At 72.9% G+C, this 23,594-nt stretch carries 14 protein-coding genes; 11 read left to right on the top strand and 3 right to left on the bottom strand.

The features are described from left to right. The first annotated feature begins 104 nt into the window (after positions 1-104). The 11 genes from treZ (at position 105) to pelF (ending at position 18,599) form a co-directional block, all read left to right on the top strand. Complete coding sequence (gene treZ / locus PGN23_RS10870; protein ID WP_335302893.1) at positions 105-1,790, top strand: malto-oligosyltrehalose trehalohydrolase; 1,686 nt, start codon at positions 105-107, stop codon at positions 1,788-1,790. Then, positions 1,787-3,628 (top strand): 4-alpha-glucanotransferase, encoded by a 1,842-nt coding sequence (malQ, locus tag PGN23_RS10865; protein ID WP_335302892.1) that lies wholly within the window; start codon positions 1,787-1,789, stop codon positions 3,626-3,628. The genes treZ and malQ overlap by 4 nt, the downstream gene beginning before the upstream one ends. Further along, positions 3,625-5,937, top strand: coding sequence for a malto-oligosyltrehalose synthase (treY, locus tag PGN23_RS10860; protein WP_335302891.1), 2,313 nt, complete (start codon positions 3,625-3,627; stop codon positions 5,935-5,937). The genes malQ and treY overlap by 4 nt, the downstream gene beginning before the upstream one ends. Positions 5,938-6,049: 112 nt before the next feature. Beyond that, complete coding sequence (locus tag PGN23_RS10855) at positions 6,050-9,820, top strand: M10 family metallopeptidase C-terminal domain-containing protein (protein WP_335302890.1); 3,771 nt, start codon at positions 6,050-6,052, stop codon at positions 9,818-9,820. Between the two features lie 166 nt (positions 9,821-9,986). Continuing rightward, positions 9,987-11,384, top strand: a complete 1,398-nt coding sequence (gene pelG / locus PGN23_RS10850) for an exopolysaccharide Pel transporter PelG (RefSeq protein ID WP_335302889.1) — start codon at positions 9,987-9,989, stop codon at positions 11,382-11,384. Next, positions 11,381-12,256: an endo alpha-1,4 polygalactosaminidase gene (locus tag PGN23_RS10845; RefSeq protein WP_335302888.1), complete on the top strand. Its 876-nt coding sequence runs from the start codon at positions 11,381-11,383 to the stop codon at positions 12,254-12,256. The genes pelG and PGN23_RS10845 overlap by 4 nt, the downstream gene beginning before the upstream one ends. Continuing rightward, positions 12,253-13,932, top strand: coding sequence for a hypothetical protein (locus PGN23_RS10840; protein ID WP_335302887.1), 1,680 nt, complete (start codon positions 12,253-12,255; stop codon positions 13,930-13,932). The genes PGN23_RS10845 and PGN23_RS10840 overlap by 4 nt, the downstream gene beginning before the upstream one ends. Beyond that, positions 13,929-15,380 (top strand): hypothetical protein, encoded by a 1,452-nt coding sequence (locus PGN23_RS10835; protein ID WP_335302886.1) that lies wholly within the window; start codon positions 13,929-13,931, stop codon positions 15,378-15,380. The genes PGN23_RS10840 and PGN23_RS10835 overlap by 4 nt, the downstream gene beginning before the upstream one ends. Next, positions 15,377-16,318 carry a hypothetical protein gene (locus PGN23_RS10830; RefSeq protein WP_335302885.1) on the top strand — a complete coding sequence of 314 codons (942 nt, stop codon included), beginning with the start codon at positions 15,377-15,379 and terminating at the stop codon, positions 16,316-16,318. The genes PGN23_RS10835 and PGN23_RS10830 overlap by 4 nt, the downstream gene beginning before the upstream one ends. Then, positions 16,315-17,109, top strand: coding sequence for a hypothetical protein (locus tag PGN23_RS10825; protein ID WP_335302884.1), 795 nt, complete (start codon positions 16,315-16,317; stop codon positions 17,107-17,109). The genes PGN23_RS10830 and PGN23_RS10825 overlap by 4 nt, the downstream gene beginning before the upstream one ends. After that, the gene (pelF, locus tag PGN23_RS10820) at positions 17,106-18,599 is read left to right on the top strand and encodes a GT4 family glycosyltransferase PelF (RefSeq protein WP_335302883.1); all 1,494 of its coding nucleotides are present in this window, start codon (positions 17,106-17,108) and stop codon (positions 18,597-18,599) included. Before PGN23_RS10825 ends, pelF begins: the two co-directional genes overlap by 4 nt. 98 nt (positions 18,600-18,697) lie before the next feature. On the opposite strand, the gene PGN23_RS10815 is transcribed toward pelF, so the two are convergent. The 3 genes from PGN23_RS10815 to PGN23_RS10805 are packed head-to-tail and all read right to left on the bottom strand — an operon-like array spanning position 18,698 to position 23,425. Then, complete coding sequence (locus PGN23_RS10815; protein ID WP_335302882.1) at positions 18,698-20,293, bottom strand: TolC family outer membrane protein; 1,596 nt, start codon at positions 20,291-20,293, stop codon at positions 18,698-18,700. Continuing rightward, positions 20,283-21,659: an HlyD family type I secretion periplasmic adaptor subunit gene (locus tag PGN23_RS10810; RefSeq protein ID WP_335302881.1), complete on the bottom strand. Its 1,377-nt coding sequence runs from the start codon at positions 21,657-21,659 to the stop codon at positions 20,283-20,285. The genes PGN23_RS10815 and PGN23_RS10810 overlap by 11 nt, the downstream gene beginning before the upstream one ends. Then, on the bottom strand, positions 21,656-23,425 hold the full coding sequence (locus tag PGN23_RS10805; protein WP_335302880.1) for a type I secretion system permease/ATPase: 1,770 nt from the start codon (positions 23,423-23,425) through the stop codon (positions 21,656-21,658). The genes PGN23_RS10810 and PGN23_RS10805 overlap by 4 nt, the downstream gene beginning before the upstream one ends. Positions 23,426-23,594 lie beyond the last annotated feature (169 nt).

The raw sequence follows: 23,594 nt of genomic DNA, 5'->3' as shown, positions 1-23,594 counted from the left end.
TCACCCCGGCCTCGTGCCGGGGTCCAGGGTTCCACGCGCCGGACGATAATGGATCGCCCGGAACCCTGGATGCCGGGACGAGCCCGGCATGACGGAGCGCTGGCATGACCTGGGGCCCCGAACCGCTCGCCGACGGCACCACCCGCTTCCGCCTCTGGGCCCCCGATGCCGCCGCCGTCGCGATCGAGATCGACGGCCGCTCCCCCGTCGCGATGGAGCGCGGCGCCGATGGCTGGTTCGCCCGCGTCCTGCCCGCCGTCCCCGGCACGCGCTACCGCTTCCGCATCGGCGACGCGACCGTCCCGGACCCGGCATCGCGTCGACAGTCGGGCGGCGTCCACGGCTGGAGCGTCGTTCCCGATCCCCATTACGACTGGCAGCATGACGACTGGCGCGGTCGCGCCTGGCACGAAACGGTCCTGCTGGAGGTCCACGCGGGCGTCCTCGGCGGCTTCACCGCCATCGCCGGGCGCCTGCCCGAGTGGAAGGATGCGGGCATCACCGCGATCGAACTCATGCCCGTCGCCGCGTTCGGCGGGACGCGCGGCTGGGGCTATGACGGCGTGCTGCCCTATGCGGTCCACGAAGGCTACGGCACGCCCGCCGAGCTGAAGGCGCTGGTCGACGCCGCGCACGGTCATGGCCTCTCGGTCTTTCTCGACGTCGTCTACAATCACTTCGGCCCCGACGGTAACTACCTTGGCCAATATGCCGCCGGCTTCTTCGATGCCGACGTCCATACCCCCTGGGGCGGCGCGGTGGCGGTCGAGCGCCCGCAGGTCGCGCGCTTCTTCGTCGACAATGCGCGGATGTGGCTCGACGAATATCGCTTCGACGGCCTGCGCTTCGATGCGGTCCAGGCCATCGCCAACGCGCCCTTCCTCGATGCCATGGCGGCCGAGCTGCGCGCCGCCTGCCCCGACCGCCACGTCCATCTCGTGCTGGAGAACGAGGCGAACGACGCCCCGCGCCTCGCCCCCGGCCGCTACGACGCGCAGTGGAACGACGACTTCCACAACGTCCTCCACGTCCTGCTCACCGGCGAGACCAGCGCCTATTACGCCGACTTCGCCGACCGTCCCGCGGCGCGCCTCGCGCGCTGCCTGTCGGAGGGCTTCATCTATCAGGGCGACCCGTCCGCGAACCACGACGGCAAGCTGCGCGGCACGCCCAGCGCGCATCTCGCGCCCACGGCCTTTGTCGCCTTCCTCCAGAACCACGATCAGGTCGGCAACCGCGCGATGGGGGAGCGGCTGGTGACGCTCGCCGATCCCGCGAAGCTCGCCGCCGCCACCGCGCTGCTCCTGCTTTCGCCGCAGATCCCGCTGCTGTTCATGGGCGAGGAGGAGGGAAGCGACACCCCCTTCCTCTTCTTCACCGACTTCCACGACGCGCTCGCCGATGCCGTCCGCGAGGGCCGCCGCCGAGAATTCGCGAAGTTCGACGCCTTCGCCGACGCGGCGTCGCGCGAACGGATCCCCGATCCCAACGCGCCGGAGACGTTCGATCGCTCCCGCCCCCGGCCCGGCCCGGCGGCAGACCATTGGCGTGCGCTTCACCGCGACCTGCTGGCGCTCCGCCATCGCCACATCGTCCCCCGCGTCGCCGGCGCGGTGTCGATCGATGCGGTCGCGCATGCCGAAGCCGCCGTCACCGCGCGCTGGCGGTTGTCGGACGGCGCGATCCTGACGATCGCGATCGACCTCGCCGACACTCCAGCGCCGCTCCCGACCCCCGACGCGCCGATGTTCTCGCTCCCCGGTCGCTTCGTCGCGTGGATCGAGCCGTGACCGCGCGGCTGCTTCGTGACTGGACCGACGCAAACGGTCGTCCGCAGCGCGTCGCCGACGACGTGCTCGCCGCCATCGAAGAGCGCCTCTCCCCCGGCACGCCGGCGGAGAGTCCGTTCCTCTCGGTCGACGCCGGCCACATGCTCGCGCTGCCCGGTGGCGCCGCGGGCACCGCCGAGCTGCTGTTCGAGGACGGCGGGCGCACCCATGTCGCGATCGCCGACGACGGCACGATCCTCGCCCCCGATCGCCCCGGCTATCACCAGCTGTGCGCGACCGGATGCACCTTCACGCTCGCCATCGCCCCGCGGCGCTGCCCCGCACCGCCGGCGCGCGCCTGGGGTGCCGCGGTACAGATCCCCGCGCTGCGCGAGGCCACCCCGACCGCGTTCGGCGATGCCGGCACGCTCGCGCGTGCCACCCCCGCCTTCGCCCGGATCGGCGCGCAGGCGCTCGCGATCAGCCCGACCCACGCCCTGTTCCCCGGCGCACCCGCACGGATCAGCCCCTATTCGCCATCGACCCGGCTGTTCCACAACGTCCTCCTCGCCGACCCCTCGCTGATCGGCCTCGCTCCGCCGCCCGCGGCAGCGCCGCCCCTGATCGAATGGCAGGCCGCGATCCCCGAGCGGATGGCCCTGCTGCGCGCCGCCTACGATGGCGCCGGGGAGGCGGTACGCGCCGCCGCCGCGGCCTGGCGGCGTCAGCGCGGCGCCATGCTGGAGGCGCACGCCCGCTTCGACGCGCTCCATGCGCGGCTCGGCGGCGACGGCTGGCGCGACTGGCCCGCCGCCTTCCACGATCCCGCGGGCGAGGCGGTCATCCGCTTCGCCGCGCAGGAGGAGGACGCGGTCGCCTTCTTCGCTTTCCTCCAATGGCTCACCGACCTCTCGCTCGCCCAGGCGCAGCGCACCGCGCGCGAGGGGATGGCGATCGGCCTCATCGCCGATGTCGCCGTCGGCATGGCGTCGGACGGCAGCCACGCCTGGGGCGCGCCGGACGAGGTGCTGTGCGGCCTGACCATCGGCGCGCCGCCCGATCCGCTCGGGCCGCAGGGGCAGAATTGGGGCATCACCGCGCTCGATCCGCTGGCGCTGGAGCGGCACGCCTTCCGCCCGTTCATCGACACGCTGCGCGCCGCCTTCGCGCATGCCGGCGGGGTGCGGATCGACCATGCGCTGGGGCTGGAGCGGCTGTGGGTGATCCCCGAAGGGGCCGATGCGTCGCAGGGCGCCTATCTCACCATGCCCGGGGAGCATCTGCGCCGCATCGTCGCGATCGAGGCGCACCGTGCGGGCGGCATCGTCATCGCGGAGGACCTGGGCACGGTTCCCCCGGGCCTGCGCGACGCGCTGGCGCAGCGCTGCATGATGGGCATGCGCGTGCTGCCGTTCGAGCGTGACGGGGACGGCGGTTTCCTCCCGCCTGCCGAATGGGACGATTCCGCCGTGGCGATGACCGGCACCCACGATACGCCGACCGTCGCCGGCTGGTGGACCGGCCACGACCTCGACTGGGCGCGCCGGCTGGGCCGCGGAGGGGAGGACGACCGCGCCACGGCGCGTGCGGCGCTGTGGCAGGCGCTCGGCGGCACCGGCGATCCGCCCGCCGACGTCCCGCTCGACGCGATCCTCGCGCATGTCGCCGCCGCCCCGGGCGCGCTCGCCCTCTTTCCGCTGGAGGACCTGCTGGGACTGTTGGAGCAGCCCAATCTGCCCGGCACGATCGACGAACATCCCAACTGGCGCCGTCGGCTGTCCGGCGACATCCACACCCTGCTCGCGCAGCGCGCCGTCGTCCGCCGCGCCCGCCTGCTCACCAGCGAAAGACCCGGATGACCGTCCCCCATCCCCCGCGCGCGACCTACCGGCTGCAATGTCACGCCGGCTTCACCTTCGCCGACGCGGAGGCGATCGTGCCCTATCTCGACCGGCTCGGCATCAGCCACGTCTATACCTCGCCGGTCACCACCGCCGCGCCGGGGTCGACGCACGGCTATGACGTGGTCGATCCGACCGCGATCAACCCCGAACTCGGCGGCGAGCCCGCCTTCCGCTCGCTCGCCCGTGCGCTGGCGGCGCGCGACATGGGGCTGGTGATCGACATCGTCCCCAATCACATGGGGGTCGCCACCGGCACCAACCCGTGGTGGCAGGATGTGCTCGCCCGGGGGGAGGCGAGCGAGCACGCCGCGGTCTTCGACATCGACTGGGGCGAGCCGATCGTGCTCCCCGTCCTCGGCACGCCTTTGTCACAGGCGCTGGCGGACGGCGCGATCGGCGTCGAGCGGCACGGCGACCGCTGGTGGGTCGTCGCCTACGGGGAACATCGCTTCCCCCTGCGCGACGAGGACCAGGCCGATGCCGATGCGATGCCGCTCCGCGACCTGCTCGCGCGCCAGCACTACCGCCTCGCCTGGTGGCGCACCGCCAACGACACGCTCAACTGGCGCCGCTTCTTCTCGATCAACGAACTGGCCGGCGTTCGCGTCGAGGATGCGGCGGTCTTCGAGAAAACGCATGCGCTCGTCTTCCGCCTGTATGACGAGGGGCTGATCCAGGGCGTCCGCATCGACCATGTCGACGGACTGACCGACCCCATCGGCTACACCCGCCGCCTGCGCGAGCGGCTCGGCCCCGATGGCTGGATCGTGGTGGAGAAGATCCTCGGCGCGGACGAACCCCAGCCCGCCGGCTGGGGCATCGACGGAACCAGCGGCTATGACGCCATGGAGCTGATCGGACAGGCGATCCACGATCCCGCGGGCGCGGTCGCCCTCACCGACGCGTGGCAGGATCTGACCGGCGCCGGCACCTCCTTCGAGGCGGAGGAGCTCGCCGCGCGACAGCAACTGCTGGCGTGGCAATTCACCGGCCAGCTGGAGCGCACCGTCGCCGCCTTCGCCGACATCGCGCCCGACGGCACCACCCCCGCGATGCTGCGCCGCGCGATCGAGCGGTTGCTGTGGGTCTTCCCGGTCTATCGCACCTACGCCACCGCCGCCGGTGCGCCTGCGACCGACGCCGCCGTGCGCGACACGGCGCGCGCGCGCGTCGCCGCGCACCTGCCCCCGGGCGAGACGCCCGTCGCGGACTGGATCCTCGCCACGCTGGCGAACCCGGCCGGGGATCGCGCCGCCGATGCCGCGCGCCGCTTCCAGCAGCTCTCCGCCCCGATCGCCGCCAAGGCGGTCGAGGACACCGCCTTCTACCGCTACGGTCGCCTGCTCTCGCGCAACGAGGTCGGCGCCGATCCCGCCACGCTCGGCATCTCCCCCGCCGCCTTCCACACCGTCGTGACCGCACGCTCCCGCGCGGTCCCGCAGGCGATGCTCGCCACCGCCACCCACGATCACAAGCGCGGTGAGGACGTGCGCGCCCGCCTCGCCGTGCTGAGCGCGATGCCCGACCTGTGGCGCACCCATGCCGCGCGCTGGATGACGCGGCGCGAGGCGCAGGGCATCGCCGCGGCCGATCGCTACATGCTGTTCCAGATGCTGGTCGGCGCCTGGCCCCGGGATCGCACCGACTTCGCCGAGCGCATCAAGGCGTGGCAGCAAAAGGCGCTGCGCGAGGCCAAGCGCCATTCGTCATGGGAGGCGCCCGACGCGGAGTACGAGGCCGCCGCCGCCGCGCTGGTCGACACGCTGCTGGCCGACCCGTCGTTCGTCGCCGAGGTCGAGGCGCTGCTCGAACAGCTGCGCGCCGCCGCCGAGGCCAATACAGCGGTGCAGGTCGCGCTGCGCTACACCCTGCCCGGCGTCCCCGATCTCTATCAGGGCACCGAGCTGACCGACCTGTCGCTCGTCGACCCCGACAACCGCCGCGCGGTGGATTATGCGCTGCGCGAGCGGCTGCTGTCCGATCCGCCCCCCAAGCTCGCGCTCATCGCCCGGCTGCTGGCGTGGCGGCGCGACGATCCGGCGCTGTTCGCGCACGGCGATTACGCCCCCGCCCGCGTCACCGGCCCGGGCGCGCCGCACCTCATCGCCTTCGAGCGCCGCCACGACGGCCGGATCCTGCGCTGTGCCGTCGCGCTGCACGACCGGCGGGCGTGCTCCGACACGCTCGTCGCCTTCGCGTCGGGCGTCACGCACCCCGCCGACACCCTGTTCGCCACGGGTCCGGTGTGGCTCGACCGCGGCTGAAACCGGGTGTTCCAGTTCGTGACACGTTAGCGCCGCGGTAACTATCTTCACCCCGTTCCGCGCGATTTTCGCCCGCAGTATGGCCGTGCCAGCCCCGAATGGAGGATGGCGCATGGCCACGACGCTGACGATCGACGGAAAGCTGGACGACTGGACCGCACAGGACCGGATCGACCGCGGCCTGCCCGATGGCTATGCGATCTACGCGCGCAGCAACGGCGCCGACATGGCCTTCGCGCTGAAGGCGCCGATCGCGATCGGCACCAACACCACCGCCTGGCTTAACACCGATCGCGATGCGAAGACGGGCTATCAGGTATTCGGCTTCGCCGGCGGCGCGGAATATAACGTCAACGTCAATGCGGACGGCACCGTCTCGCTCTATACCGGCGGCGCGGGCGAGAAGCTCGTGCTCGCGAACCTGCCCGCCGCGCGCTCGGCGGACGGCACCGTGCTGGAATTCAGCGTGCCGAAGTCGGCGATCGGCAACCCGCAGTCGATCGACACGCTCTACGACGTCAACGACGGCGTCTTCCTGCCGGGCAGCTATTCCTCCGCCCCCTTCACCGTCTTCAACGATACCGGCATCCAGGCCGCGACCGACCACCGCGTCGCGATCGTCTGGTCGGAGACGACCGCGAAGAACTATTTCAGCGAAACCGCCTACAACCAGCTGTTCCTGGCCGCGCAGAGCCAGGCGATGCAGGCCGGCGTCCCCTTCGACATCCTGACCGAGAGCGACCTCACCAGCCTCGCCACGCTGGCGAAGTACGACACGATCGTCTTCCCCTCGTTCCGCAACGTCGATGCCGCACAGGCCGACAAGATCGCGCAGACGCTGGAACAGGCGACGAAGCAGTTCGGGATCGGCCTGATCGCGGGCGGCGAGTTCATGACCAACGGCGCGGACAACGCCGCGCTGGCGGGCGACAGCTATTCGCGCATGAAGCTGCTGTTCGACGCCACCCGCGTCACCGGCGGCTTCCCCGCGGACGTGACCGTGAAGGCGACCGACGCCAGCGGCGCGATCCTCGACGGCTATGCGCAGGGACAGGTCGTCCACCAGTATAGCGGCGTCGGCTGGAACGCCTTCACCAGCGTCAGCGGCAGCGGCCGGACGATCGCGACCGAGACGGTGAACGGCACCGACTATGCCGCCGCGATCGCGACGCAGACGGGGGGGCGCAACGTCATCTTCTCGTCCGAGGCGGTGATGGCGGACGAGAACCTGCTGCAAAAGGCGATCGACTATTCGGTCCACGGCACCGGCCTGTCGGTCGGCCTCCAGATGACGCGCAACGCGGGGCTCGTCGCGGCGCGCGTCGACATGGACCAGAGCCAGGAGAAGGACGAGGTCCATCCCGACGACGGCACCCCCGGCATCTACGACAAGCTCATCCCGACGCTGGCCGAGTGGAAGGCGAACTACAATTTCGTCGGCAGCTATTACGTCAACATCGGCAACAATCCCGCCGGCGGCCAGACCACCGACTGGGCGAAATCGTTGCCCTATTACAAGGCGTTGCTCGACATGGGCAACGAGCTGGGGCTGCACAGCTACACCCACCCGGAAGACACCAACCTGCTGAGCGCGGACCAGATCAGGTTCGAGTTCGGGGCGGAGCGCGCGGAGCTGGAGAAGCAGCTGTCCGCCTTCCTGGGCCGGACCGTCACGGTCGGCGGCGCCGCGGTTCCCGGCGCGCCGGAGACGATCGCGACCTCGCAGGAGATACTGAAGTACGTCGACTATCTCTCGGGCGGCTTCTCCGGCGTCGGCGCGGGCTATCCCAACGCCTTCGGCTTCATGCCCACCAGCGGCACCACCGCCGTGAACCTGATCGTCAACGGCAGCTTCGAGACCGCGCCGGTCAACGCCAACGGCTGGCGAGTGAACCCCAATGGCCAGGTCGCCGGCTGGACCGGCGCGCGCGACGGCGTGGAGGTCTGGAACAACGGCTATATGGGGGTGAAGCCGTCGAACGGCGCCAACGTGGCCGAGGTCGACGCGAACAACGGCGCGCTGTCGCAGTCGGTGAAGACCGAGGCGGGCAAGAGCTACACGCTCGCCTTCGACTATGCCGGTCGCCCCGGCGCGCTCGCCAGCTCCGCGTTCGAGGTGGTGTGGAACGGACGGGTCGTCGCCACGATCGCGCCGACCAATTCGACCATGACGACGCAGAAGTTCACCGTCACCGGCACCGGCGACAGCGACACGCTGTCCTTCCGCGCGGTCGCGGGCGACAACGATCGCATGGGCGCGCTGCTCGACAACGTCTCGCTGATCCGGCAGGGGACCGGGCCCAGCGCCTTCGACAAGATCTACATCGCCCCCAACACCTTCTTCGACTTCACGCTGATGGAGTTCCAGAAGAAGACGGTGGCCGAGGCGGAGGCGATCTGGAAGCAGCAGTTCGACACGCTGACGAAGAACGCCGACGCGCCGGTCGTGGTGTGGCCGTGGCACGATTACGGCCCCGCGATGTGGCAGCCGGACGGCACCTCGCCCTATACGAAGGAGATGTTCACCAACTGGATCGCGCACGCGTCGCAGGCGAACATGGAATTCGTGACGCTCGACGATCTGGCCGACCGCATGGCCGCGCTCCACGCCACGACCATCACGTCGACCGTGTCGGGCAACACCGTCACCGCGACCGTGGGCAGGACCACCGGCACCTTCGCGCTCGATGTCGACGGCCAGTCGTCGGGGCAGGTGATCCAGCGCGTCGCCGACTGGTATGCCTATGACAAGGACAAGGTGTTCGTGCCGGTGTCCGGCGGCACCTTCGCGATCACGATGGGGGCCAGCGCCGACGACGTGACGCACATCACGTCGCTGCCGATGCGGGCGTCGCTCATCTCGCTGTCGGGCGACGGGCGCGACCTGTCGTTCACCGTCTCGGGCGAGGGGAAGGTGGTCGTCGACCTGAAGGCCCCCGGCACCGACTGGACGACCGTCGACGGCGCCACCGTCACGTCGCTGGTGGGCGAGGTGCTGACGATCGACATCGGCGCGATCGGGTCGCACGCCGTCCGCATCGGGCATGTCGCCAATACCGGCCCGTCGATCACGTCGCTGGGCGGCGGCGACTTCGGGCAGGTGTCGGTCGCGGAAAACACCACCGCGATCATGACCGCGACCGCGACGGACGCGAACATCGCACAGGGTGACAAGGTAACGTGGTCGCTCGCCAAAGGCGGCGACAGCGCGCTCTTCTCGATCGACGCCGCCACCGGCACGCTGCGCTTCAACCAGGCGCCCGATTTCGAGAATCCGCAGGACGGGGTCAACCGCGACAACATCTACGATGTCACGCTCGTCGCCACCGACGCGAAGGGCGCGACCGATACCCAGCTGGTCTGGGTGAAGGTGACCGATGTCCCCGGGGTGAAGAAGACCGGGGGCATCGGCAACGACACGCTGATCGGCACCGGGGAGCAGGACGTGCTGAGCGGCGGCTGGGGCAACGATACGATCGACGGCCTGGGCGGCAACGACAGCATCACCGGCGGCTACGGTCGCGACACGCTGACCGGCGGCGCGGGGCGCGACGTCTTCCGCTACGAATCGAAGCTGGACAGCGGCATCGGCACCCTGACCCGCGACGTCATCACCGACTTCACCCGCGGCGAGGACAGGATCGACCTGTCCGCGATCGACGCCAATTCGTCGCTGTTCGCGCCGGGCAATCAGGCCTTCACCTTCCTGTCGAAGGCGGGGGCGGCGTTCACCGGCGCGGGGCAGCTGCGCTTTGCGTACCAGTCGATCGGCGGCAAGGAATATACGATCGTGGAGGGAAACACCGACTCCGGTCGCCTCGCCGACTTTTCGATCGCGCTGCTCGGCCATCACGAGCTGACCGCCAGCGACTTCGTGCTGTAACTGCCTGGCGCTGTGCTCCTGCCTGCGCGGGAGCACGGCGGGGCCTTTCGCGAAGGTCCGGCGTCAGGGCGCCCCGCCACCCGGACCCCGCCATCCACCATTTCGCAACGACCGCTTCCTATACGCGCCCGATGCACCGCGCGGCGGAGATCATCACGGAACGGCGATGGCCGGCATAGGCTTCCAGCTCGCGCGGCTCGCGCGCGAGGGCGGCATCGGCGGGATCGCGGGCGCGGCGCTGCACGGCAGCCTCGTCAGCGCCGGGCCGTGGCTCATCACCGCCGCGGCGATGGAGGTCCTCGAACACTGGACGTCGCTCCGGCTCGATACGGCGGGGGCGCACCGGGTCCAGACCATCCTGATCTACGCCTTCAGCCTGTCCGCCATCGTCGCCGCCCCGGTCGGCATGCTGGCGACCCGGCTGGTCGCGGACCGCCTCTACGCGCACGATGCGCCGGGCGTGCCCGGCGTGGTCGTCGCCGCGCTGGTCGCCGGCGGCGGACTGGGGCTGGCGGCGGGCGTCCTTCTGTTCTCGCTGGCCACGCCGCTCCCGCTGCTCGACATCCTGATCGCCGCGACCGCGGTCGCGTGGCTGGCGCAGATCTGGGTCGCCGCCCCGCTCCTCACCGCGCTGCGACAGTATCGCGCGGTCCCGCTGGCCTATTGCCTGGGCATCGCCGGCGTCGCCGTCGTGCTGGCGTTCGGGCCGGGCGCGGATGCGCGCGCGGTGCTGGCGATCGTCACCGCCGGGTTCGGCGTCACGCTGGTCGCGATCGTCAGCATCCTGCGCCGCCATTTCGCGGCGCGCGCGATGCTCGCGAGCCTCGACCTGCCGCCGATGCGCCGCGCGATACTGGTCGCCGGATCGGGGCTGCTCGGCGTCGCTGCGGTGTGGGTCGACAAATGGCTGCTCTGGCAGGGACCGTCGAGCGCCGCGACGCTGGGGCTGCTGCGGCTGAACCCGATCAACGATTCGGGCAGCTTCCTGGGGCTGCTGACGATCGTCCCCGGCCTCACCCTGCTGCTCATCGTGACCGAGACGCGCTTCGACACCGCCTTCGGCGCGCTGCTCGCGCGCTGCACCGGCACGTCGACGCTGGAGCGGATCGGGGACGCGCACCGCGACGTCATCGCCACCCTGCTCGACGGGCTGCGGCTGCTGATCCTGGCGCAGGCGCTGGTCGCCGCGCTGGCATGGGTCCTGGCGGTCCCGTTGTTCGAGGCGATCGGGGCCGACCTGCGCGCGATCTTCGCCTTCCGCCACAGCGCGGTCGGCAGCGTGTTCCACCTGATCGCGATCGCGGCCACCGTGGCGCTCGCCTATTACGACCTGTTCGGGCGTATCCTGCTGACCTGGGCCGCCTTCGCGCTGGCGGCGGCGATCGCCACGCTCGTGCAATGGCCGCTGGGGCTCGCCGGGTTCGGCTGGGGCTATATGATCGGTGCGATGGTCGGGGCGACCGCGGGTGTCGCGCTGGCCGCGGACGCGACGGTGAACCTCGTCTATCTGCTCTTCGTCGGCAACAATCCCGCCGTGGTGGGCGAACAGGGACGGATCCTTTGACGGGCGAACGGCCGATCGACCGGCGGCGCGCGCTGCTGATGGGCTCCGGCGCGCTGGGGCTGATGCTGACGCTGGGGGCGCAGGGGCGTCCGCCGCGCCGCGCCGCGCCGCATTGGGGGGTCGATTACGGCGCCGCCACCGATCCCGTGCTGGCGCGCCAATGCACGTTGCTGGTGCTGGAGCCGCACCATGCCCGCCCGATCGCGCCACTGCGCGGGCCCGGCAGCACGCTGCTCGGCTATGTCAGCTTCGGCGAGGTGGAGAAGAGCCGCCCCTATGTCGACGCGCTGGACAAGGCGGGCGCGCTGCGTGCGCCCAACCCGCACTGGCCCGACGCGCGCCTCGCGGACCTGCGCCATGCCGCATGGCGGGAGGAACTGATCGAGCGCGCCATCCCCGCGATCCTGGCGCTCGGCTACGACGGCATCTTCATCGACACGATGGACAATGCCGAGGCGATGGAGCGCGCCGATCCGGACGCCGCGGGGATGATCGCCGCCGGCGCCGCGCTGATCGCGGCGGTGCGCCGACGCTTTCCCACGATCCGCATCATGCTCAACCGCGGCTATGCGGTCCTGCCGGAGGTGACGCGCCACATCGACGCGGTGCTGGGCGAGGCGATGGCCAGCCGCTGGAATTTCGCCGAACGCCGGTACGAGATGCTGAGCGATGCCGACTGGGCGTGGCAGGCCGACAGGCTGCGCGCCGCCCGCGCGGCGAACCCCGCGCTGACGCTCGCCACCCTCGATTACTGGGACCCGGCCGACACCCGCACCGTCGCCGCGCTCTACGCGCGGGAGCGCGCGGCGGGGTTCCTGCCCTATGTCGCCACGCTGGCGCTCGACCGACTGCTGCCGGAGCCGCGCGGATGACCGCCGCGCGCCGACACGCCCGCATCGCCGTCGGACTGTCGCTCGCGCTCGGCGCGGCATGCGTGCTGGGCGGCCTGTGGCTGCTTCCCGGACGTACCGAAGTCGCGACCGCCGCCGACCGCGCCGTGCCGCCCCCGCCGCGCCGCTTCGTACCGCCCGCGCCCGCCCGCCCCGCCGCCGCCGCGGAGCCGTCGCTCGCGGCGTTGATCCATGCCGCCCCCGCCCCGGCCCTGGCCGAGGAGACCGCGCGCCTGAATGCCGCGGGCCGCCCCGTCACCACGCTTCAGGTCGCCTGGGACCTGCTCGCCGCCGGCCGCGCCGGGGTGGCGCTGGCCTATATCGCGCTGCGCCCCGACCGCGACGCCCCCGCGCTCTGGCCGGTGCGCCTCCGGCTGCTGAAAGCGACCGGCCGGCGCGACGATGCCGCGACGTTGCTCGCCTCCCCGCCCGCGGGCGTCGCGCCGCACGACGTGGTCGCAGCCGGCTATGCGCTCGACCGCGCCGACCTGATCGCCGCCGCCATCGCGAAGGGTGCACTGCCGGCGGAACCCGCCGCGCTGATGCTCGACCTGATCCGCCGCATGGACGCCGCGGATCGCCGCGACCTCGTCGCCGCGCTCGATCGCCGCTCGACCGGCGCATGGCGTCGGGCCGACCCGTGGCTTGCGCTGCGCATCGCCACCCGCGACGCCGACATCCCCGCCGCGCTGCGCGCGATCGACCTGCTCCCGCCCGGCGAGCGCGACACCGCGCGCGAGACGCTGCTGACCCGCACCGGCGACCGCGCCGCGCTGCGCACCCTGTGGCTGGCCGAGCCCGACCGCGCCGCCGCGGCGGAGAAGCTGCTCGCCGCCGGCTTTCGCGCCGATGCGATCGCGACGCTGCGCACCCTCGCCGCCACGCTGTCCCCCGGCGCCCCCGCGGCGCAGCGCCTGCTGTACCTGATGGGCCCCCGCCCCCGGCCCGCCGACCTCGCGTGGCTGCGCGACCGCACGCTCACCGGGGACGCCGCCGACCAGCGCGCCTGGATCGCCGCCTACGCCCCCCGCGACCGCCCCGCCGCCGCGCTCGCCTTCCTGTCGCGCCACCCGCTGGCGCAGAGCAACGCGCTGCTGCTGACCCGCCTGTCGCTCGCCGACAGCGCCGGGGACACCGCGACCGCGGGCACGATCGTCGCCACGCTCCTCGACGGCCGCGCGCTGGCCCCGGGCGAGCTGCGCGCGATCGACCCCCGCGCATTGCCCCCCGGCCCGGCGCAGCTTCTCGCCCGCCGCCGCATCGCGGCCGGCATCGCCACCCCCGCCGAGCGCCTCGATCTCGCCTGGGCGGCCTGGAACCGGGGCGATGCGCCCGGCACGATCGCGCAGCTGACCCCCTATCTGGCCGACCGCCCGCAGGACGCCGTCGCGCTGCGGCTGATGGCGGACGCGCAGGCGAAGGCGGGCGGCACCACCGCCGCCCGCCCCTATTGGGAACGCGCGCTCGCCGCCTCGCCCGACGCGGACCGCACTCGCGCCGAACTGCTCGACCGGCTCGGCCGCCGCGCCGAGGCGCTGCGCCTCGTCGAGACGCTGCGCGCCGACGCGCCCGCCGATCGCCGCCTTGCCGCGCTCCAGGCACGGCTGCTGATCGCCATGGGCCAGCCGGGGCGCGCGCGCGCGGTGCTCGCGCCATGATCGCGGCGCTGTTCCTCCTGCTCGCCGACGCCCCGCGGCTGGCGGTGCCGGCGCCGATCTTCGCCGACGCGACCGTCGTGGCGGCACCGCCGCGGCTGGTCTGGCCGCGCGGCACCCGCGTCACGCTCGACGCTGGCGATGGCGAGCTGGTGGTCCGCTACGATCGTCCGCTCGATCCGCGCACGCTCGACACCTTCCGCCACGCCGTCGCCGATCGCGTCGAGGATCTGCGCTGGAACGACGACAGCCTGGTATTGCGCCCCGCCCCCGGCTGGCAGGCGGTCCCCGAACTGTCGGAAGGCGTCCTGACCGTCACCTTCCTCCCCCCCGCCATCGTCGTCGCCGCGCCGGACGCCGATGACGGCACGCTCGACGCCGATCTGGCGCTGGTGGAGGCCGATGCCGCCGCCGGCTATCCCGGACAGGCCCGCCGCGGCGCCGAAACCCTCGCGCGCACCCATCCGAACGCCCCTCAGGTCATCCGCCGCGTCGCCGATGCGCGCGCCGGCGACGGCGATCCGCGCGGGGCGGCGCGCGCCTATCGCGCGATCGATGCGCATGACGCCGCAGCCCGCCGCGCCGCCGCGATGGCGCCCGGCAGCGCCACCGCGACCGCGACCGCCCGCGACGGCGGCGAATTGTCGCAGGTCGAGCTTGCCGCACGTATCGACGCCGCGCTCGACGACCGCGTCACCGCAGGCGGCGGCGTGCGCCGCGTCGCGTCGTGGATCGACACCCCCGCCGCCACGCTGTCCGCGGCGCGCACCATCGCCGATGCCGCGCTCCAGATCGCGCTGACCGACGCCGCCCGCGCGCAGGTGATGCTGGCCGCCGCCATCGACGACGGCGTGACCGGCGGCGGCGCGCGCGTCACCTGGGGCAGCGCGGAGGCGCAGGCGCGCGGGCTGCTGCTGATCCACATGCCCGACGTCTCGACCGGGGCGCAGGCGCTCGCCGCGGGCTGGCTGACCCGCGCCAGCCTGGGCGGCACGCTGCGACTGTCGCCCGAATGGCTGGTGCAGGGCGATGTCGGCGCGAACCGCTACGGCATCGACCGGGGCGCCGCCAGCGAGACGGTGACGCTCGCCGCCGGGATCGACTATCTGATGCGCCGCGCCGCGCCGTCGCTGACGCTCGGCTATCGCCTCGATGCGGAATACGTCACCCGCCCCGGCGCGATCCCGCTCGCCGCCCGCGAAAACCACATCGTCCAGGGTGTCGTCAGCGGCCCCGTCGGCCCCGTCCAGCTGACCGGACAGCTGGGCTATACCGTCGACCGTTTCGGCGGCGACGGTCCGATCGCCGCGCTCGGGGCATCGGCCTGGCTGGGCGACGGCTGGCGGCTGGAGGGCAGCGGCGGCGTCACCTCGATCGCGCGCCCGGGCTTCTCGGGCGAGCAGCTCTACGGCCGCGCGCAGCTGACCCGCGGGCTGGGCCGCGCGCGATGACCCGTGTCCGGATCCGCCCCGGCGCGCGCCGCGTCATGGAGATGCTGGCGATCTTCGCCGCGCTCGGCGCCTTCGCGGCGGTGCTGACGCACGGGCACGGCTTCGCGGGCATCCAGCCGCATCCCCTGTGGATCCCGGTCATCGCCATGGCGCTCGCCTACGGCACCGGCGCCGGCGTCGTGGCCGCTACGCTGGCGAGCGCGTGGTGGCTGGTCGAGGCGCAGGGGCTGATGGAACGCGGCGACTATCTCGACCGCCTCCTCCACGTGTCGCTGCCGCCGCTGATGTGGTTCGTCGCCGCCGCCGTCATCGGCGAGGTCACGCTGACCCGCACCCGCCGCCACGACCGGCAGGCGCGAAAGCTCGCCGCCGCGCGCCACGACCTCGCCCGGCTGGGCGGCGCGATCGAGGAGCTGACCCGCACCAACCGCGCGCTTCAGGTTCAGATCGCGACCGACGAGCGGACCACCGGCCATGTCATCGCCGCCGCCGCGCGTCTCGCCGCCCCGGACGAGGCCACGCGTCGCGCCGCGCTGGCCGAACTGGTCGCGCGCGCGGCGGGGACCACCGACTTCACCTGCTACCTCGTCGCCCCCGATCGCAGCGCGCATCCGTGGCTGACCGGCACGACCGATGCACGGCGCCCGCCCGCCTTGTCGGAGGCGCTGGTCGGGGTCATCGCCAACCGGCGCGAGGTGCTCCACGTCGCGCGGCGCCGCGATCGCACCCCGCTCGACACGATCGGCGTCGCGGCGGTGCCGCTCTACCACGCCGGCGGCGGCGAGATGGTCGGCTGCCTCGTCCTCCACGACATCCCCTTCGCCGCCTTCCATGCGCAGGCTCTGGCGGAGCTGAACCGCATCGGGCACTGGCTCGCCCCGCTCGCCAGCGCGGCGCAGCGGGGCGGCGACGTGCGCGCCACCGGGCGGGTGGCATGATCGCGCGGATCGGCGTGCTGGTCGTGCTCGACACGCTGCTGCTGGCGGTCGCCGCACTCGGCGGCGCTGCGCTCCCCGTCCTGCTCGGCCACGTCGTGCTGACCCTCGCCGCGCTGGCGATCTGGCTGACGGGGGGACGGATCGGCGTCGCCCCGGCGGTGATCGGGATGCTGGGCCCGGCGCCGCTGCTCGCGTGCTGCCTGCTGTTCCCCGGCACCCGCATCCTGCCGCGCCGCCGCGACGATGCGCCGGACGAGACACCGGCCCCCCGCCGCCAGCGCAGCGCCGCCGTCGCGCGGCTGCTCGACGGGCGCGTGCGCCATGCCGCGCCCGACATGCTCGGCTCGCTCGCGACGGTGATGCGCCACGGGGAGGTCGCGGCGCGCCGCACCGCGCTGGAAACCGTGGTCCGCTCGTTCGAGCCCGCGCTCTCCCCGCTGGTCGCGCTGGCGCTGACCGACGAGGATCAGACGATCCGCGCGCTCGCCGCCGCCGCCGCCGCGCGCATCCTCCACAATCTGACCGAATCGCGCGCCACGATGGAGCGCCGCGTCGCCGCGGGCGATGCCGGGGCCGCGGCCCGGCTGGCCGCGCTGCTCTCGGATCACGCCCGCGCCAACGTCCTGCTGTCCACCGCGCAGCGCCAGCATCTGCGCGAGGCGGCGCTCGCGCTCCATCCCGACCCGCGTACCGCGATGGAGGCGGCATGGGCGGCGCGCGACTATGACGCGATCGACCGGCTCTCGGCCGATCAGCCGGAATCCTGGTGGCGTACCGAGGCGGCAGCGTGAGGCAGGCAGCACCGCTCCCCCCGCCGCTTCCTCCCGCCGACGTGTGCCTGATCGTGGAGGGGGCCTATCCCTATGTCGTCGGCGGGGTGTCGGGCTGGTTGCAGGACCTCGTCACGCATCTGCCCGACGTCACCTTCTCGATCCTGGCGATCAAGCCGACCGCCGCGCCGCTCCCGTTCCGGCTCGATCCCCCGGCGAACGTCGTCGGCGTGGCGGAGGTCGCGCTGGCGCCGACCGCCCGCTCCCCCCGCCGCCTGCCCGACGCGCCCGCCGCGGCGGTGGCCGACGCGCTGGTCCGCTTCGTCGCGGTGGGCGGCGGGGAGGCGCTGGGCGAGCTGATCGACCGCCTCCGCCGCCTGCCGCGCGTGACCCATGCCGGCGACCTGCTCGCGCACCCTGCGATGTTCGCGCGGCTGCAACGCCATTATGCCGCGATCCTGCCCAAGGCGTCGTTCCACCATTATTTCTGGGCGATGCGCACCTTGCTCGGCGGGCTGCTCGCGGTGCTCACCGCGCCGCTGCCGCCCGCGCGCGTCTATCATACCATTTCGACCGGGTTCGCCGGGCTCGCCGCGGCGCGCGCGCGGCGCGAGACGGGGCGTCCTGCGGTCATTACCGAGCACGGCATCTACCTGCTCGAACGCCAGATCGAGGTCATGATGGCGGAGTGGATCGGCGATCAGGTCGATACCGGGCTGGAGCTGGAGCGCAGCGTGCGCGACCTGCGCGACCTGTGGGTGCGCGCCTTCTCCAGCTACGCCACCGCCGCCTATGACGCGTGCGACCCGATCGTCGCGCTCTACGGGGACAACAGCGCGGTGCAGCGCCGGCTGGGCGCGTCGCCCACCCGGTTGCGCGTCATCCCCAACGGCATCGACGCGCGCCGCTTCGCCGCCCTGCCCGATGCGCGCGATCCGCAGCGCCCGCTCGTCGCGCTGCTCGGCCGCGTCGTGCCGATCAAGGACATCAAGACCTTCGTCCGCGCCGCCGCGCAGGTCCATGCGCACCGCCCCGACGTCCGCTTCGCGGTGCTGGGGCCGGAGGACGAGGATGCGGACTATGCCGCCGAATGCCGCGCGCTCGTCGCCGAGCTGGGGCTGGACGCGGTGTTCGACTTCGCCGGCCGCGTCCGCATCGACGACTGGCTGCCGCGCGTCGACCTGCTGGTGCTGACCAGCCTGTCGGAGGCGCAGCCGCTCGTCATCCTGGAGGGGGGCGCGTGCGGCATCCCCGTCGTCGCGACCGACGTCGGCAGCTGCCGCGAGATGATCGAGGGGCGCGGGCTCGACGACGGCGGCCCCGGCGGTATCGTCACCCCGCTGGTCAACCCCGCCGCCACCGCCGACGCGATCCTGCGGCTGGTCGAGGATCCCCGCCGCCGCCGCATGATGGGCGAGGCGATGCGCCGCCGCACGATCCGCGACTATGACCACGCCACGATCATCGGCGCCTATCGCAATCTGTACGCGCAGCTCGCGAGCCGGCCGTAACCACAGCCGTCACCCCGGGCTTGACCCGGGGTCCCGCTTTTTCACCGGCGTGCGACATTGAAGCGGGACCCCGGCTCAGGGCCGGGGTGACGGAAATCCTATCCCCCCGTCACCCCGGCATCGCCCAGTTCGTCGATCGTCGGCAGCATCAGCACCGGCGCGCCGCCCACCGGCAGCGCGTTGCCCAGCGGTCCGGGCAGCTCCGTCACCGCCGCCGGGCGCAGCCGCGTGTCGGTGGCGACCGGCACCACCGGCGGCGCCTTGATCGCCGCGCCCGGCATGCTGGCGCGGTCGATCGGTGCCAGGAACGGATCGAACGGGCCGAACGTCGCCCCCTTCGCCCGGCGCAGGTTCACCGCGTCGTCATAGGCCGGCACGCCCTGTGCCACGGTCGCCGCCTGCAGCCGGCCCAGCACCGCCAGCACGCGCGCCTTGGCGACATAGGCTGCATAGATCGCCTGCACCTCCAGCACCTGCGCATTGAGCAGCCGCTGCTCCGAATCGAGCACCTCGAAGTTCGAGCGGAACCCCTCGCCGAAGCTGCGCCGCACCCCGGTCAGCGCGGTGCGCCCCGCATCCACCGCCAGCCGTCCCAGCTCGCGCTGCTGCGCCGCGGCGACCGACTGGTTCCATGCCTCCTGCGTGCGCGCCAGCACGTCGCGGCGTGCGCCCTCCACCTCGAACCCCAGCCGCTGGCGGTCGGCGACCGCGGCGCGCACGCGCGACCCGATCACCCCGCCGGTCAGCAGCGGCACCGTCATCGTCACCCCGCCGATCACCTCGGGCCGCAGGTCGCGCACGCGGTAATCGCCGATGCTGGAATAGCCGTAGCTGCCCGAGACGGCGAGCGTCGGCGCCCGCTCCGCCCGCTCGGCCGACACGCGCGCATCGCCGGCCCGTGCGATCATCCGCGCCTGCCAGAGCGTCGGCGCCTCCGCCTCGGCCACCGCAAACGCCTCGTCCAGCGTCGCGGGCAGTCCGGGCAGCACCGGCGGCGGCACCAGCGCGCCCGGGTTGCGCCCGACGGCGCTCGCGAAGCGGATACGGCTGGTCTGGAGGTTCGCCTCCGCCTGCGCCAGCTGCGCGCGGATGATCTCGCGCTGCGCGCTCGCCTGCGCGATGTCGGTGCGGGTCAGCTCGCCGCCGCGCTCGCGCGCCACCGCCTGGTCGACCTGCCGGCCATAGGATTCGACCGAGCGCCGCTGGATCGCCACCAGCGCCTGATCGCGCAGCACCGCGGCGAAGGCGTCGACCACCTCGTACAGCGTCGCATTCTCCGCCGCGCGCAGCTCCTCGCGCCCCGCCAGCACCTGCGCCTCCGCGGTCGATACCGCCGCCGCCGTGCGTCCGCCGTTCAGCAGGATCTGCGAGACCGAGACGCGCGCGCCCATCGTGCGGTTCTCGACATCGACGAACCGCCCCAGGAAATTCTGCTGCCGCTGATCCTGATAGTTCAGCGACGCGTTCAGCTGCGCGCGCAGCCGGTACGGTGCCCCCGCCTGCACCACCTGCTCGTCGATCGTGCGCAGCCGCGCGCGCTGCGCCTCCAGTGCCGGATTGCTGCGATAGGCATCCGCGATCGCCTGCCCCAGCGTGTCGGTTGCCGGCGCGACGACCACCACCGCCGGGGGCTGATCTCCCGCCGCGGGGGCCGCGCCCCCCAGCAGCAGCGCCCACATCACCTCACCGCTCATGGAACGATCGCCGGAACGCCTCGGTCAAGGGATCGAGCAGGTATTGCAGCGCGGTGCGCGCCTTCAGCTTCACCATCACCGCCACCGGCACCCCCGCGCGGATGCCGGTGTCGCGCCCGCGCACCTTCTCGATCTGCGCGATCTGGCTGCGCGGCACCGCGATGTCGGCGCTGAAATAGCTGTGCCCCGTCGCCTCGTCGCGCAGGCTGTCGGCGGACACCGTCTCCACCCGTCCCAGCAGGATCGGCAGGTCGCGTTCGTGGAGCGACAGGAACTTCACCTCCGCGGTCCGCCCCGCCTCCACCCCGTCGATGTCGGCGGGCTGGAAATGCGCGCGCACCACCAGCGGCGCGGCGTCGGGCACGATGTCCAGGATCGGCTGCCCAGGCTGGATCACGCCCCCGACCGAAAAGACGCGCAGCCCGACGACCGTCCCCGTCACCGGCGCGCGGATCGCGGTGCGCGCCAGCTGCTCGCGCGCGGCGGCCCATTTGGGCATCGTCTCGTTCAGCTGGAACGTCGTGTCGCGCAGCGTCGTCGCCGCATCCTCCGCATAGCGTCGCCGCGTCTGGACGCCCTGCGCCTGCGCCTGCCCGATCTGCTCGCGCGCGGCATGGGTGCGCGCGGCGAAATCCGCGTTGCTGCCGTCCAGCTGCTGGATCGACCGCTCGATCGAGCGCACGGTGTTCAGGCTGACATAGCCCTGGTCCGCCAGCTTGCGCGTGCTCTCCAGCTGCGCCTGCAACGACGCGCGCTGCGCCGCCGCCGCGCGCGCCTGCGCCGCGAACCCGCCCGACTCGCTTGCGACCTGCGCCTCCTGCCGGCGCAGCACCGCATCGCTCGCCGCCAGCGACCCCGTCCGCGCCGATCGCTGCGCCAGTTGCAGCGCCTTGGCGCGCTCCACCAGCCGCCGGTCGTCGCCGGTCGCGCCCGCGAAGCTGTCGGGCCAGCGGATCGCCGCCCCGGTCACGTCCGCCTCCAGCCGGGCTTTCTGCGCCTGAAGGTCGATCACGGTGTTCGCCAGCGCGCGCTCGGTCGCCGCCGCCTCGTTGCCGTCCAGCTCGAACAGGATCTCGCCCGCGCGGACGTGCTGCCCCTCGCGCACGTGCATCGCGCGCACCGTGCCGCCGTCGCGGTGCTGGACGGTCTGGCGGTTCCCCGCCACCACCACCTGCCCATCGCCCGCCGCCGCCGCATCCAGCCGCGACACCGCCGCCCAGCCGGTGCCCGCCACGAAAAACGCCGCCGCCACGCCCAGCCCGACCCAGGTCGCGTGCCGCGGCGAATCGTCCAGCCGCAGCTGCTGCGCGATCACCAACCGCCGATCCGCCCGCAGCGGCGCCGCCGCCGCCATCACCTCGCTCATCGCGCGCCTCCCGCGGCGACCGCCGCCGGCGCGTTGGCGGGGGCGGAGCGCACCACCTTCGATCGTTCGTCGAACAGCTGCATCCGCCCGTCCTTGATGAGCATGACCTTGTCCACCGACTGGAGCAGCCCGGTGCGGTGCGTCGACACCACCACCGTCGCGCCGCGCGCCTTCAGCGCGGCGACCGTCGCGGCCAGTCGCACCTCGCCCTCGCTGTCCAGATGCGCATTGGGTTCGTCGAGGAACAGGATCGTCGGTGCACCGAACAGCGCGCGCGCCAGCGCCACCGCCTGCCCCTGTCCCGCCGACAATCCGCCGCCCCCACTGGCCCCGTCGCCCGCGCCCAGCATCGTCGCATAGCCCTGCGGCAGCGCCAGGATCAGCTCGTGCGCGCCCGCCGCCATCGCCGCCTCGACCACCTGCCGATCCAGTTCGGGCGTGTCGCCCGCCAGTACCGCGGCAAAGCGCGAGATGTTGGTATGGACGCTCGCCGGAAACAGCGTCGGCGTCTGCGGCATATAGCCGATGTGGCGCCCCAGCTGCTCGCGGTTCCACTCGTCCAGCGTCGCGCCGTCGATGCGCACCTCGCCCTCGTCCGCGGCGATCGCGCCCGCCAGCGCGCGCAGCAGCGTCGACTTGCCCGCCCCGCTCGGCCCCACCATCGCGACGACCTCGCCCGGCTGGATCGCGAAGGAGATGTTCTCCAGGATCGCACGGTCCCCCATCGGCGCGCGCACCGTCAGGTCGCACACCTCGATCCGCCCGCGCGGGGCCGGCAGCGTGATCGTGCTCTGGTCGGGCGCGGGCGTCGCCAGGAAGCGGTCGAGCGAGCGCAGCGCGTTGCGTCCCGTCCCCAGCGGCTTCAGCGCCGCCAGGATCTGCTCGACCGGCTGGAGCGCGCGCCCCAGCAGCAGCGACGCGGCGAAGATCGCGCCGCCCGAAATGTCCTGCCGGATCGCCAGCAACGCCCCCAGCGCCAGCGCCGCGGATTGCAGCAGCAGCCGCAGGAACTTGCCCGCCCCCAGGAAACGTGCCGATACGGCCGCCAGCGCCGCCTGTCGCCGCGTCACGTCGGCGCGCTCCAGCAGGTGGCGCGTCGCCAGCGCGTCGCGCATCCCCATCACCCGCGCCACGTCCGACGCATGGATCGTGAAATCCTGCTCGCGCTGCGCCAGCAGCGTGCGCGCCTGCACCCGGTTCAGCTGCGCCAGCGTCGCGCGCTCGCCCCCGATCGCGATCGCCCCCAGCGCCAGCGCGCTGACCAGCGCCAGCACGCCCAGCCACGGATGCAACAGGAAGCAGACGAGGACGTAGATCGGCGCCCATGGGGCATCGAACAGCGCCACCACCGCCGGCCCGGTCAGCGTCGAGCGCAGCTGGTCCAGATCGCGCAGCGCCTGCATCCGCTGCGCCGGTGCCGCGGCGGTATCGCCCAGGATGCGCAGCAGGATAGCGGGCGCCAGCCGCCGCTCCAGCCGCAGCGCCGCGCGCAGCAGCAGCCGCGACCGCACCGCATCCAGCACCGACATCACCGCCAGCGCGACCGTCAGGATGACGAGCAGCGCGACCAGCGTCGTCGCCCCCCGCGTCGGCACCACCCGGTCGTAGACCTGCAGCATGAAGATGGACGGCGCGAGGTAGAGCAGGTTGATGAGCCCCGAGAAGCCCGCCGCCGCGATCAGGTGCCGCCGGCACCCGCGCACCGCGCCCGCCATCAGCGACGCCAGCCGCCGCGCCTCGCTCTCGTCCGTCCGTTGGATCGCCATGCGATACGCGGTAGCGCGGAAAGGTTAAGCCCGCGCTGACGCCGCGATCCGCGTCCGGATTGCGTTTTGTGCAATTGCATTTACGCATCTTGCACTTGCGTTAACCAGTGCTGCACCGCACAAAGAGCGTGCCTTTCAGGCATCCTCTCCTAAAAACTTTCCATGCCGG

It is taken from the genome of Sphingomonas adhaesiva (assembly GCF_036946125.1).
Lineage (GTDB): Bacteria > Pseudomonadota > Alphaproteobacteria > Sphingomonadales > Sphingomonadaceae > Sphingomonas > Sphingomonas adhaesiva_A.
This window is presented reverse-complemented; position numbering and strand designations above follow the sequence as displayed.